This is a genomic window from Absiella sp. AM09-50, from assembly GCF_003433845.1.
Classification (GTDB): Bacteria; Bacillota_I; Bacilli_A; order Erysipelotrichales; family Erysipelotrichaceae; genus Hoskinsella; species Hoskinsella hominis.
This window is the reverse complement of record NZ_QVFI01000014.1, coordinates 91,704-105,044: the sequence shown is the minus strand read 5'-3', so window position 1 is coordinate 105,044 and position 13,341 is coordinate 91,704. Positions and strand designations below refer to the sequence as shown.

Annotated in this window: 8 protein-coding genes and 1 pseudogene; all 9 read left to right on the top strand. The window is 29.6% G+C overall.

Translation table 11 applies throughout. The features are described from left to right. Positions 1 to 117: 117 nt before the first annotated feature. The 9 genes and pseudogenes from DW114_RS12815 (at position 118) to DW114_RS12770 (ending at position 13,084) form a co-directional block, all read left to right on the top strand. The gene (locus tag DW114_RS12815; RefSeq protein ID WP_117454154.1) at positions 118 to 2,562 is read left to right on the top strand and encodes a DEAD/DEAH box helicase; all 2,445 of its coding nucleotides are present in this window, start codon (positions 118 to 120) and stop codon (positions 2,560 to 2,562) included. A 19-nt stretch (positions 2,563 to 2,581) separates the two neighbouring features. Next, on the top strand, positions 2,582 to 3,394 hold the full coding sequence (locus DW114_RS12810) for a hypothetical protein (RefSeq protein WP_117454153.1): 813 nt from the start codon (positions 2,582 to 2,584) through the stop codon (positions 3,392 to 3,394). Further along, positions 3,391 to 6,552, top strand: coding sequence for a hypothetical protein (locus DW114_RS12805; RefSeq protein WP_117454152.1), 3,162 nt, complete (start codon positions 3,391 to 3,393; stop codon positions 6,550 to 6,552). Before DW114_RS12810 ends, DW114_RS12805 begins: the two co-directional genes overlap by 4 nt. A 1-nt stretch (position 6,553) precedes the next feature. Further along, the gene (locus DW114_RS12800) at positions 6,554 to 7,210 is read left to right on the top strand and encodes a hypothetical protein (protein WP_117454151.1); all 657 of its coding nucleotides are present in this window, start codon (positions 6,554 to 6,556) and stop codon (positions 7,208 to 7,210) included. 213 nt (positions 7,211 to 7,423) lie between these two features. Then, a pseudogene (locus DW114_RS22195) lies at positions 7,424 to 7,732 on the top strand (DNA sulfur modification protein DndB). A gap of 332 nt (positions 7,733 to 8,064) precedes the next feature. Next, positions 8,065 to 9,600, top strand: a complete 1,536-nt coding sequence (gene dndC, locus DW114_RS12785; protein WP_117454149.1) for a DNA phosphorothioation system sulfurtransferase DndC — start codon at positions 8,065 to 8,067, stop codon at positions 9,598 to 9,600. Further along, on the top strand, positions 9,600 to 11,552 hold the full coding sequence (dndD, locus tag DW114_RS12780) for a DNA sulfur modification protein DndD (RefSeq protein ID WP_117454148.1): 1,953 nt from the start codon (positions 9,600 to 9,602) through the stop codon (positions 11,550 to 11,552). The genes dndC and dndD overlap by 1 nt, the downstream gene beginning before the upstream one ends. After that, positions 11,549 to 11,929 (top strand): DNA sulfur modification protein DndE, encoded by a 381-nt coding sequence (dndE, locus tag DW114_RS12775; protein WP_117454147.1) that lies wholly within the window; start codon positions 11,549 to 11,551, stop codon positions 11,927 to 11,929. The genes dndD and dndE overlap by 4 nt, the downstream gene beginning before the upstream one ends. Positions 11,930 to 11,935: 6 nt before the next feature. Next, positions 11,936 to 13,084: a cysteine desulfurase family protein gene (locus DW114_RS12770; protein ID WP_117454146.1), complete on the top strand. Its 1,149-nt coding sequence runs from the start codon at positions 11,936 to 11,938 to the stop codon at positions 13,082 to 13,084. Positions 13,085 to 13,341 lie beyond the last annotated feature (257 nt).

The following is a 13,341-nucleotide window of genomic DNA, read 5'->3' as shown; positions in this document are numbered from 1 at the left end:
GAGGTACTAGCAATTGGTTTTTTTCTAGTGTCCGTTTTACAGGGTACAGTTTAATTTTCAAATGCTTTTCTAATCCAAGATTGGTATTGGATTCCGCTTGTTATGTGAGGTTAATCAATGAAGGATAAAGAAATTCACGAATTCGTAGAAAATACTATAAAAAGCAACCATTTAACTAGTTTTGTTGATTCGAGCTGTTTTAATAATCCTAGAGAAGAATATGTATATAATTCAGCAAAGAGACTTTTAAAAACTTGGTTTAATTTACAAGAACCCCCCCTCTATAAAGTAGATTTTGAATGTTCTTTACGTAATTATTTATCGATAGTAAAAACAACAATAAACATTCCAAATTACGAGCCCTCATCAAAATTTGAAGAATTAGGGTTACATTATGATAGTGACTTGGGGAAAATATGGGCAAACTTAACTATTCCTTCGTTTTTTAATAGTACATTTGTGAAACAGCTATATATGCAAAACTATGTGGAAGAAGAACAAGATTTGATACATTCTTTACATACAAATGGATTCATTAGAAAAATAACAGGTTTTGAATATTTCAAAAGTAACGAACAAAAATTAGCAGTAATGGGTTCTTTAAGAGTCCCCAATGGTTATTCTTGTTTGGTTTCAATGACTACTGGAGGTGGAAAAAGCTTAATTACACAAACTATAGCGTATCAAAATGTGGGATTAACCATTGTAATAGTCCCTACTATTTCTTTAATGCTAGATCAATATAATAATGCTAGAGAAATTATTAAGTCAGAAGTCGATAATGAAATTTTTTATTATTACAGTAACGTTTCTTTAGAGAAGTTTTGTACTGCATTAAAGAATAAAACTGCTAGACTTTTGTTTGTGTCTCCGGAGAGCTTGATAAAAAATAAAGTTTTAAGAGAGAAAATCGAAGAGGCAAATTGTAATCATTATTTAAAAAATATTGTTATTGATGAAGCACATATAATAATTGAGTGGGGTTCCTCGTTTAGAATTGATTTTCAATGTTTGGATGCATTAAGAAAGAATTTTATTAATGTAAATAGTGAACTGAGAACATTTTTGCTTTCAGCTACATATAGTGATACAACAATAAGACAGTTGAAAATGTTTTATTCAACTATGGATAAATGGATTGAAATACGCTGTGAAAGGTTGCGACATGAAACAAGATTTGATGTCATAAAGTGTGATAACTATGGTGAAAAATTAAATAAAATTTATAGTGCGATAGATTATTTACCAAGACCTATGATTGTATATGTCAAGTCTCCGGATGATGCTGTAAATCTCAAAAAAAATTTGGAGAATCGTGGTTACAATAACGCGAAAACTTTTACAGGTATAACCAAGAACGAAGAAAGACTTCAGATAATCGAAGAATGGAAAAATGGGGATTTCGATTTGATGATTGCTACATGTGCATTCGGAGTCGGAGTTGATAAAAAAGATGTTAGAACTGTTTTACATACTTATATTCCTGAAAATCCAAATAAATATTATCAAGAAGCTGGAAGAGGTGGCAGAGATGGATTGCCTTGCTTAAGCACAATCATCTATACAAACCAAGATGTTGATTCTGCATTTAATTTTGTAAGTAAAGTAATTACTACTGAAAAATTAATAGGAAGATGGTTTAGCATGCTTTTAAGTAATAAAACACAACCCCTTCATAATTCACAATATTTAATAGATACTTATGTAAAGCCAAAATATAATTCTAACGAAGAATTTATTGATTCAATAAGTAGTCAGGATATAAACTGGAATGTATATGTAATTTTGTTTTTGAGACGTAATGGCTTTATAACGATTGATGATATACAGTATGTAAATCAAAAATATGTGTTTTATATTACGATTCTTGAACGTAAACTTTTAGCAAAAAATGATGAGACATTTTCTGTTATAGATAATGCTAGAAATAATGAGTGGAAGAACACTGAGCGCGAATTCACTTTAATGAGAAATAACTTGAAAAAAGTTGGAAAATGTTGTTGGTCCGATATGTTTACAAAGATATATAGAAAAACAGATGAATACTGTGCTGGCTGCAATGAACATATGGATGTTATTAACTTTGAAGATTCGAAAACATTAAAAGCTGATATTACAGGACCGTTATCTTCAATAAGTTTAGATATTAATAGTTATATGCTTGGTACCAAATGCATGTTGTTAGTCAGTAAGGCGTATGAATATGAAATTCTAAACATCATAGATTTGGGAATTAATACTTTTGTCTCGGATGAGTATATGTTAGAAAGGATAATAGAGTCTACAAAAAAATTAGAGAATAACTTTTCAACCTTGTTTACATGTAACTATAGAGAGTTTTTAGAATTGATTTCATTAAATAGATACTATATGTCAGGTGTTATTGGGATATATTTTCCAGTAGAAATATCTTTACAAAATAGATTGATAAATATAATTGAAAAATGTATTAATGATGAGAATATGAGGTTTATATTATTTGCTGCTGATGATCCATTTATTATAAATAAAAATAAAAGATTATCAGAATTATCTGTTATTCAGCACTATAAGCAATTGTAAAACGGATGGAGATGAAAAAATGTTTGATAACAATATTAAAACGGAACCAATACCTGAAAGGGTATTTGAATTGTGTAAGATGGTATCAAAATCGGAAGTAGACGATTCTGTTGTAAGAGAAAGAATGGAACCTAAAGGATTAAATCATAGCTCAACATCGTATTATCCAATTATTAGAGAAGTATGCATTCAAGAACTTAAATTGATAGAGAAAGAAAATGATAAATTAAGATTTATCGGCGATAAGAAGATATTGAAAAATTATGATACATTTCGAATGTATTGTAATTCAATTGTATTTTGTAACCAAGATACAAATTTTTATAAAATTGTAAAATGTTTCTTGGAATCCAATGCTACGTGGTTGAAATATAAAACTTTAACAGATGCAAATATAAGACGAGAAATTCAAGAAAAAGAAAATATATCATTGGTTAGTGAACAGATGATGCTTGGCAGTAGGTTTTGGGTCTCGTTTTTAGGATTTGGTTATATTCAAGAAGGAGTAGCGATGTTTTTTTTACCAAATATGCATGTGGCATTAAAAGACTTTTGCATAATGGCAAATCTAGAAAAAAATAAAGAGTATTCTATAAAGGAATTTGTTGAGAGAATATACAAATATGCATCGGTAGCTCTACAAAATGCAATAAATACGAAAGAATTTAATTTAGCGATGTCTAATGCATTGAGACAAATGCATGATGAAAAAGAAATAGTAATAAAAAAGAACCTTGATAGTAGAGAGAAATGGAGATTGTTTTGTGATAACACGCACGAGTTCACAGATGAAATCACCCATATCGTGTATAAAGGAGTGAAAAAATCATGAATAAAGAAGTTGTGTTAACAAGATTTAGAGATGTATTGAATGTCGATTCAATTAATGCTTCTCAAGCTGATTTTTTATCAACCCATGTACCATTTAGAAAAATTACTGTGACAAACGATTTATCTGGAACACCGATTTCAGAGCATATTTCTGAAGAGGAAGTATTTAATAACTACTTTGAAGATTCTTCTCAATATAATCAACATCAGCTGATTGTTGTGGATGGTTCAAGTGGATCAGGAAAATCTCATTTTATTCGTTGGATAGAAGCGAAACTATCTGCCGAAGAAACAAAAAATGATGTGGTTTTAATGATTCGTAGAAGTGATAATACATTAAAAGGTACTATTAAACAGTTTTTAAATATTGATGAAGTTAAAAATATTCGAAACAAAGATATCTATGAAAGATTAGTGAAAGCTAATCAAAATGTAAGTGAACAAAAATTTAAATTTGAAATTTATCATAAGTTTTTAGTTGAAATTGCAGATGATAATGAATCAATATTGTCTTCAAGTGATAGGAAAAATTTCAGAGAATTATTATCAAGTTCTGAATTTGAGGAAAGAATGCTTATGGCGGGGGGACCAATAGAGCGTATTTACAGCAAAATCGTTGATAGCAATACCGAATTAGGTGAAGATGTTCTTGCATTATTTGATGTTGAGGATTTCATACTAGACTATGATTTCAACATGAAATTGAAGAATAATGCGAGTAAGAGAGCTGTAAAGATGGCTAACAAACTATTGCCAGAAGATGATGGAAGTTTTCCTGATGAAGACTGTAATCCCAAAAAGTTAGTCGAATATATGAATTCAAAAGTTGAACCTGTCATTAAAGCGTGTGCAGGCTTAGAACCTGGAGATTTTCAACAAATTTTTAAAGAAATTAGGCAAGAATTATATTCTCAAGGAAAAAATCTTATACTTTTAATCGAGGATATAACTTCTTGCACAGGTATAAATAGAGATTTGCTTGATGCATTAATTGTAGAGCATACAGGGTCAAATAAAGTAGATAAAATGTGTCGATTAACCTCTGTTATAGGAACTACAACTGAATATTTCCGAGAATTCCGTTCAAATTACTTGGATCGAATAACAACAATGATAACAATTGAAGATGGGGCTATTGGAAATATTCAAGATGATCTAATTCAATTTGTAGCTAAGTATTTGAATGTGATGTCACTGAATACAGAAGAAATTACTAAATGGTATCAAGATGGTGCTATAGATAAAGAATATCCTGTACACGAGGAAACAGAAGTGAAAAACTGGGATTCATATACTTATCTTGGTAAAAAAATAAGTTTGTATCCATTCACAAAAAAAGCCATTATAAATCTATACAATGGAATAGATGTGCATAAAACTCCTAGATACATAATAAGAAAAATTATAGAGCCAGCAGTAGAAAGTATAATCCAAGATAAAAAATTATTTCCTAAATTTTTACTTTCTAAAAAACCAAATTTAAGCTTTGATGTTATTGATAGAGTTAAAAACACTGTTGTAAACATGCAATTAAATGAAGATGAAAAAGATATTTTTACAAAAAAAATATTTGCTATCTTAGGTTATTGGGGTGATGGTAATCTAGATACTAGCAGAGAAGGATATATTGGAGGAATTAGTACGGCGGTGTTTAAAGAATTTGATTTGACTACATTTGCAGAACGATTGCTGGGAACCTCTATGGATAATGTTATTTATGAAAGCGATAGTGTTGATGAAGCATCAGAACAGGCTGTTGAAATCCAAGTACCTCATCCTTCTTCAGAAATCTTAGAACCTATTAAAAAACCAATAGTAAATAAAGCTTTTGAAGATTTTACGAAAATTTTATCTGAGTGGCATTATGATAAAAAAAGTTTCACAAAAGCGTATCAAGTAAGGGATGAAATAAAAAAATTTATTTTCGCAAATATTTCATGGCAACAAGAAGGAGTCCCACTTGTATCTGTTCAAATGGTCGAAAAGTCAAGTTATGACTTAGTAGAAATAGAGCGACAAGATAAAAAAGTTGGAAAAGGACTCGTGTTATTAAAAGATGATGACGAAACATATCAACTGTTATTGGCAATAGGAAAAAGCCTTTATCTTGGAAAAAAAAGAGTTGGTAATATTGAATATGCCTCATGGGATTTTGAAGGTGCAACATCAAGCATAAGAGTTGTAACTAGTTGGCTAGAAAGAAACAAAAATAGATTTGTTGATGTAGTAAAAGCTTATAACGATACACAAAAATATCCAGACTATTTAAAATGTTCTATTATAGCAGAGGTTTATAGGGGACTGCTTAATGGAGATTACCGGATAAATAAGATAAGTGATTTAAAAACAGAATTTTTATTAAATGATGATATTTCTCGAGAAAAAGCATCATTAGAAGGGCATTCAAAAGAGTGGATCGATTTAGTGAATTTTATATACACATCAGATGTAGCTTTAAAAAATATTGATACAACACATAGATATTTTAATCTGATTCAAGGTAATGAAAAAAATGCCAAAAGGAAAATAATTAATTATAATTCTTTGGACAATGTGTTCAGAAGTTTGAAAAATGAGGGATTTGATATTGTAATTGATGAAATTGATTCGGATGTAATAAATGGGAGAAATGAATCCATAGATTATTTGAAAAAGATATTATCAAAAGTAGTGAAGGCAGTTTCCAAAGAGGTAGAAGAAGGAAAAGAATTGTACAGAAGGACATTGGATTATTTTGGTTTCACAGATGGTACCGAAATAGAGACTGAAGATATAAAAGACTTGCTGAATGAAGTAATACAGTTTTATAGAGATACGGAAACTTACGGGGTAAATATATCTTTAAGAACAAATGATGCAATTTCATTAAAAAACAAGAGTGCTGAAATTACGAAATCATTAGTGAACATCAATGTTGATACAAATGGAATGAGTGTAATGGAAAAGATTATATTATATTCTTCTAATCCTATGAAAATCGTAAAAGAGTTTCTTAACTTTTTGGAATTGGTAGACAAAGATAATGCTTCTGTTTATTCAGAAATGAATTTAGTTAAAGAAAATTTGACTAGAAGTGGTGTTTGGACGGATGATGTTGATCCTAGATTTGAACAAAATAAAACTGAATTTGAGAGATTTATGAAGTTGATGGAGGGTTAATATGTTACAAGAGAAATTGAATACAAGTCGTGTATTGATGGCTGAAGTATCGCAAAACAGAAAGAAAGATAATGAATATCAAAATGTTGTAAGAAGAAATAATACATTTTTTGATGCTTATGCAAAGTATTTTATACCAATCATTAAAGGCTATGTAATTTGCCACAGATATAAACATGCAAATTTTTCTGAGAAAACGGAAAGCGAGTTAGAAAAACTAATTGAGTATTCAAAAAATACTTTTGAAAAAAAGGTAGTGATTAAACCGGAACAATTTCGTGATCGAGTAAAAAAGTTGCAAGAACGGATAGAAATGGAGTGGAAAACGCAGACTGATATGTATCTAGCAGGAATAAAAGAAGAACTAGGGATTTTGAAATTAGTAAGTAATGAAAAACAGGAAATAAATCGGATTTTGCAATACATGAATAGCTTCTCGTCATGGCCAACAGATGAGAGCAATTCTGAAGTGTTTAATGATGTAAAGTTAAAGGCTAAAGAAATTTTGTCACAAATGGAATTCGATACAGAGATTGTAGATTTTCTAAGAAAAGTTAAAGACAGAAGTGCTTCATTATTAGATTTAACTGATCCGATTATTGCTTGGATTAGAAAAGAAAATTTATCTTCTAATATAATGTTAAGTATTAAGAATTAATTGACATTTTTGATAAAAACAAATACACTTAAGTAGTGGTAAAAAACTACTTAAGTGTATTTTAGCTTGGGGAGGGAAAAAGAATTATTGTTAAAAATTTCCAGTTATTAAAGGTATTCAAGCAAATAGAGAATATTATATTGTAATGATTCCTTTGAAAATGCTTAAAGGCTTTTTTCCTGATGATAATGAATATTGTTATGCCAGAATATCGTGCTCAATGATGGACAGCATAGAAAAGCTACCATAGAGCGAGCTTTTCTAGAAAAAACAAAATTAGACAATGAAATTATTTCTATAGTATTTTATAAAGATCTCAAATTAAGAAATAGTCAATAAATCTTTACAGATCTAAATAAACATGCTGTTAAGAATTCAAATTCTATTGCAGAATTATATGATTCTCGAGATGAATTAGCTGTTATAACTAGAAAAATAGTACAAAGTGTTTCTTTTTTTATCGAGTATGTTGAGAATGAAAAAGATATACTGGATAATTCTCCTTTTCTTTCTTTACTTTAAACACTATATATACAGCTAATAAGAGGATTTTATCAAAATGTAAATATGCTAAAACATTTAGATATTTTTATATTAAATATTGGATAAATGTTTCGAATAACATCATTCCATGGCTAGAGTTGCAAAACAATGATATTAGTAAAAAGGAATTAAGAGAAAGTGTATAGTTCTTCAAACAGTAATTATATAAGCATTTGGCAAATTAGGTGATTACTTTTATAATAATAGAGATATGGATATGACCAATATGATAAAGGTATCTCTAGGTATTAATCTATCCGAAAATGAAAGAAATATCGAAAAAAAGAGTTCGATGAGAATAGAGGACGAATATGAAAGATGAAAATTTAAATGAGACTAGAATAACTAGGGCAGAAATAGAAAATCTCAAAGAAACTATAAGAACGCTGTATTTAGCAGACGATATTCCATGGATTATAGGATATTCGGGTGGAAAAGATAGTACAGCAACATTGCAATTGGTATGGTTATCAATAAAAGAAATGAAAGCTGAAGAGTTAAAGAAGCCAATTCATATTATAAACACAGACACTCTTGTTGAATCACCAGTAATTTCTAAATGGGTTGAACACTCTTTAGAGATAATGCAAGATTCAGCTCATGAGCAAAATTTACCATTTATTACACATAGATTGACACCTGAAACAAATAATACATTTTGGGTTAATTTAATAGGAAGGGGTTATCCATTTCCAAGAAAAAAATTTAGATGGTGTACGGATCGATTAAAAATTCAACCTGTTAATAATTTTATAAAAAATAAAATTGCAGAACATGGTGAAATTATTTTGGTTATAGGAACAAGAAAAGCAGAAAGTACAAATCGTGCAAGAACTATGGCAAAATATGAAAAACTCAGGGTTAGAGAATTGTTAAGTCCTAATCCTACTCTAGCAAATGAACTTGTTTTTTCACCGTTAGAGAATTGGAAGGATGATGACGTTTGGATTTTTCTTATGCAATATAAAAACCCATGGGGATTGTCAAATCATGAGCTACAAACATTGTATATGAGTGCTACAGAGGATAATGAATGTCCAATGATGGTTGATAAAGATCTTCCTAGTTGTGGTAAAAGTCGATTCGGTTGTTGGGTTTGTACTATGGTTGAAAAAGATAAGTCAATGGAAGCTATGATTGCGAACGATGATGAAAAAGCTTGGATGACACCATTATTGGAATTTAGAAATATGTTTGGTGATGAAGAAAATGATCGTGCAAGAAGAAGCTTTAGAAAAATGCAAGGTTATGTAACTGGTACATATGAAAGATTACATCATGGGCCGTATCTTAAAGAAATTAGAGAACAATGGTTAAAAAAATTACTTGAAATTCAGTTGGATATTAATCAAAATGGTCCAGAAGAGTTTGCAAATTTAGAACTAATAACAATCCCAGAGCTGAGATGTATTAGGCGTATTTGGGTTAAAGAAAAGCATGAATTTGATGATTCCTTACCGGATATTTATAAAGAAGCAACAGGAAAGGAATTTGATGATCCAGAATGGATTCCTAATGAGTCTTTTAGTAAAGATGAATGGGATATCTTAAGACAGGTATGCACAGACTTATATCCAAATGAAGAGTTGTCATTTGAAATGATGTATAGTTTAATTGACACTGAAGCAAGTATAAATTCAGTTAATGAAAGAAAAGGTATTTTAAATTCTTTAGAATCTTGTATAAAAAAGACATTTTACTCAAATGAAGATGATGCAACATCGTATTATAGAGAACAGCTTGAAAGAAAGAAAATAATGGGTGGTAAGTATAATGAGAAATTCTTTATTACATTTAAAGATGAATCAGAAGAGTTTGAGGAAGAGCAGACTGAGGTGACAAAATAATGATAATAAAAGAATTAAAGCTTTATAATTTTGGTGTGTATGCAGGTGAGAATGTTTTTGAATTTGTATCAAGTAAACCTATAGTTCTTATAGGGGGTATGAATGGTCGAGGAAAAACCACGTTTTTGGAGGCAATTTTGCTTTCTTTATACGGACAAAATTCTTTTGCATATCAGGAAAGTAAATTTAAGTCTTATGGACAATATTTAAAATCATATATAAATCTTTTAGATGGTTCAAACGAAGCGTCTGTTGAATTGTATTTTTCATTAGATTCTTCAGAAAAAGAAGCATACCGAATTAAAAGAGCATGGAATGGATTTGGACAAAGAATTAAAGAAGATATTACTGTATATAAAAATGAAACTATAAACTCTTTTTTGACAGATAATTGGTCTATGTTTATTGAAAATATACTGCCTAGTAGGTTATCTAATTTTTTCTTTTTCGATGGAGAAAAAATAGCTGAGGTGGCTGTGGAAGATACGGATGTAAAAATGAAAGATTCAATTCGCTCCTTATTAGGAATATCTGTATTGGATGTATTAAGCAATGATATAGGACGCATCATCTCTAGAAGTGAGAAAAAGAATACATATGATAAAAGTGTCTTAGAACTTCAAAAACTAAGATCTAATAAAGATGACATAGCAAAAAAATTAAATGATTTAGAAATACAGATAAAAGAAAGAACACTAAAATTAAATGAAAAAATGAAAAAATTAGATTTATTGAAAAATGAATATAAAGCTAAAGGTGGAGACGTTGTTAAACAAAGGGAAGACTTATATCAAAAGAAAATATCGTTAACTGCTTCAATTAATCAATGTAATGAACTTTTGATAAATGATGCTGCTTCGCAATTACCATTGGTTTTAGTCAAAAATCTTCTTTTAGATATAGAAGAGCAAGCACTTTTGGAACAAGAAAAAAAGACTTTGGCTATGACTTTATATCAAATGAGATATATGCTAAAAAGTTATAAGAAGGAATATCCAGATAATTCAGAAAATGCGAGTCATTTTATTAATTATATAAGCAATAACGCTGAATCAGGTGAAATAGACGAGATATATGGTTTATCTGATAACACTTTATTTAGACTACAATCTTTATTGGATAAAGAGCTTTTTGAGAGAATAGCTATTACTCAAAAGCACATGAAAATGCAAAATAGTAATAGAAGAGAAATAGATCAACTTGAGAATTATTTGTCTGTCGATATTGATGAAAAAGCATTGGCAAAATTATATAGAAATATAAAAATAGTTGAGGCAGAGATAACGGAGATGGAAGTTAAAATTTATTCTTTAGAAGAACAATATAAAAATCAGAATGCAAAGTTTGTAACAGTAAATGCAGAATTTAAAAAGAAAGTTGAATCATATTTGCAGAAAGCAGAATTAAATGATGATATTGACCGCTTACTTAAGTATTCGCAGATTGCAAATAACATATTAGATGAATATAAAATTCGATTACAAAAAAGAAAAGTGACAGTAGTTGCGGATACAATGACAGAGTGTTATAGATTATTAGCTAGCAAGAAAACTCTTATTGATAAAATTCTCATGAATGAAGAAACTTTAGATTTGAAATATATAAATTTTGAAGGAGATGAGGTTGAAAAAGCTTCACTATCTGCTGGAGAAAAACAATTAATGGTTATTTCACTTTTATGGGCTTTGGCAAAATGCTCAAAGAGAAAACTTCCAGTGATAATTGACACTCCATTATCAAGATTGGATTCCAATCATAGAGAGACCTTGATCAAAAGTTATTTTCCTAATGCAAGTGAGCAAACAATTATTCTATCTACGGATTCGGAAATTACTTCAGACTATTATATGATGATGAAGGAAAATATCGGTGATGAATTTACATTGGTTTACAATGATGAGACAAAATCAACTTCTATACATTCTGGATATTTTATGGAGGATAGGACATGATAATTAAACAAATAAAACTATCGAATCAATCAAAAGATAAGCTATCTCGTTTAAAGGGTAAGACTGGTATAAAAAATTGGAATATATTGTGTAGATGGGCGTTATGCTATTCGTTAAAAGAAGATTCTATTCCACCAGATATACTAATCATACAAGATAGTAATTTAGAAATGTCTTGGTTTACCTTCGGAGGCGAAGATAGCGATTTATATGAAGCACTTATAATTGCATGGTGCAAATCTAAAGGGTTGCCGCTAGATAATGATACTGTATCTAAGTATTTTAAATTGCATTTGGAAAGAGGTATTTCCTATTTGTCAGGGACAAATTTTATTAAAAATTTGGATGATTTATTAAAACTTGCCTTGGAGGTGTAATAACGAATGGTTTATCTTGATTTTAATTCTACTACGCCTATTGATGAGCGTGTTCTTGATGAAATGATGAAAGTGTATAAGAATGTTGTTGGGAATGCGGATAGTAGAACTCATATTTTTGGAGATGAAGCAAGACTTGTTGTTGAAAAAGCAAGAAGTGAGGTTGCTAATTTACTGAATATTAACAAAGATGAAGTTTTTTTCACAAGTGGGGCAACAGAAAGTAACAATATAGCTCTACAAGGTTTGATTGACTATGCAAATAAAACTGGCAAAAAACATATAGTCACAACATCTATTGAACATAAAGCTATATTAGAAACATGTAAAGCTTTGGAAAAAAAAGGTTTTGAAGTTTCTTATTTAAAGCCAGGAAATGATGGAAGAATATTATTGAATGATGTTAAAATGCATGTCCGAGATGATACTTTAATTGTCAGTGTTATGCACGTCAATAATGAAACAGGTATAATTCAACCCGTCCAAGAGATTGGAGATTATCTTCTAGATAAAGAAGTATATTTTCATATAGATGCAACACAAAGTTTTGGTAAATTAGTAGATGAATTGAAACAAATAAAATACGATATGCTTTCTATGAGTGCACATAAAATTGGGGGACCACAAGGGGTTGGTGCATTGATTCTTAGAAAAAAACGATACAAGCTTCCACCAGTAAAAGGTATTATGTATGGAGGACAACAAGAGCACGGTATTCGTCCTGGAACAATTCCAGTTGCTTTGGTAAATGGATTAGGAAGTGCTTGTTCTTTTGCGTCGTTGGAATATAAAACTAATATAGAAAAATGTAGAAATTTAAAGAGAGTTTTAATGGAAGAATTAGAAGCTATGGAAATTGACTATGAAATAAATGGGGATCCCGAATACTGTATGCCAAACACAATTAATATTTACTTTGACGGTATATCTTCAGAAGCACTAATGCTTTCTACTAAACAGTATTGTGGTATTTCAAATGGTTCAGCGTGCAATTCTAAGTCATATAAACCTAGTTATGTTTTAGTATCAATGGGTTTACCAATTGAAAGAATAGAGAATTCAGTGCGTATCAGTTGGGGAGCAAACTCAGATTTAAATGAAGTTAGAAATTCTTTTGTTCAACTATTATCTACAGTCAAAAATATGAAAATATAAATTATATACTTTCAGTAGATTGATGTTAATAAATTTTGTAAAATAGTATACACTTTTTAATATTAATTAAAGTGATAATTACCCCTTTGTTAAAATTAGAAGCACTATTAAAAGATGGTGTTTTGCATGTAGACGAATTATGTAGAGTATTTTACATAATGTTTTATAAGTTATCTTTCAGCCATTTTAATAGTGTTTCCTTTTCCTTCTTTGAATACTAGCTTTTTTACGTCAATTTTTAATGCTGCTTCTTCAAG

What these genes read in the sequence shown, in the direction of transcription:
- DW114_RS12815 (WP_117454154.1), top strand. Translation starts at nt 118, where the DNA reads ATGAAGGATAAAGAAATTCACGAATTCGTAGAAAATACTATAAAAAGC.
- DW114_RS12810 (WP_117454153.1), top strand. Translation starts at nt 2,582, where the DNA reads ATGTTTGATAACAATATTAAAACGGAACCAATACCTGAAAGGGTATTT.
- DW114_RS12805 (WP_117454152.1), top strand. Translation starts at nt 3,391, where the DNA reads ATGAATAAAGAAGTTGTGTTAACAAGATTTAGAGATGTATTGAATGTC.
- DW114_RS12800 (WP_117454151.1), top strand. Translation starts at nt 6,554, where the DNA reads ATGTTACAAGAGAAATTGAATACAAGTCGTGTATTGATGGCTGAAGTA.
- dndC (WP_117454149.1), top strand. Translation starts at nt 8,065, where the DNA reads ATGAAAGATGAAAATTTAAATGAGACTAGAATAACTAGGGCAGAAATA.
- dndD (WP_117454148.1), top strand. Translation starts at nt 9,600, where the DNA reads ATGATAATAAAAGAATTAAAGCTTTATAATTTTGGTGTGTATGCAGGT.
- dndE (WP_117454147.1), top strand. Translation starts at nt 11,549, where the DNA reads ATGATAATTAAACAAATAAAACTATCGAATCAATCAAAAGATAAGCTA.
- DW114_RS12770 (WP_117454146.1), top strand. Translation starts at nt 11,936, where the DNA reads ATGGTTTATCTTGATTTTAATTCTACTACGCCTATTGATGAGCGTGTT.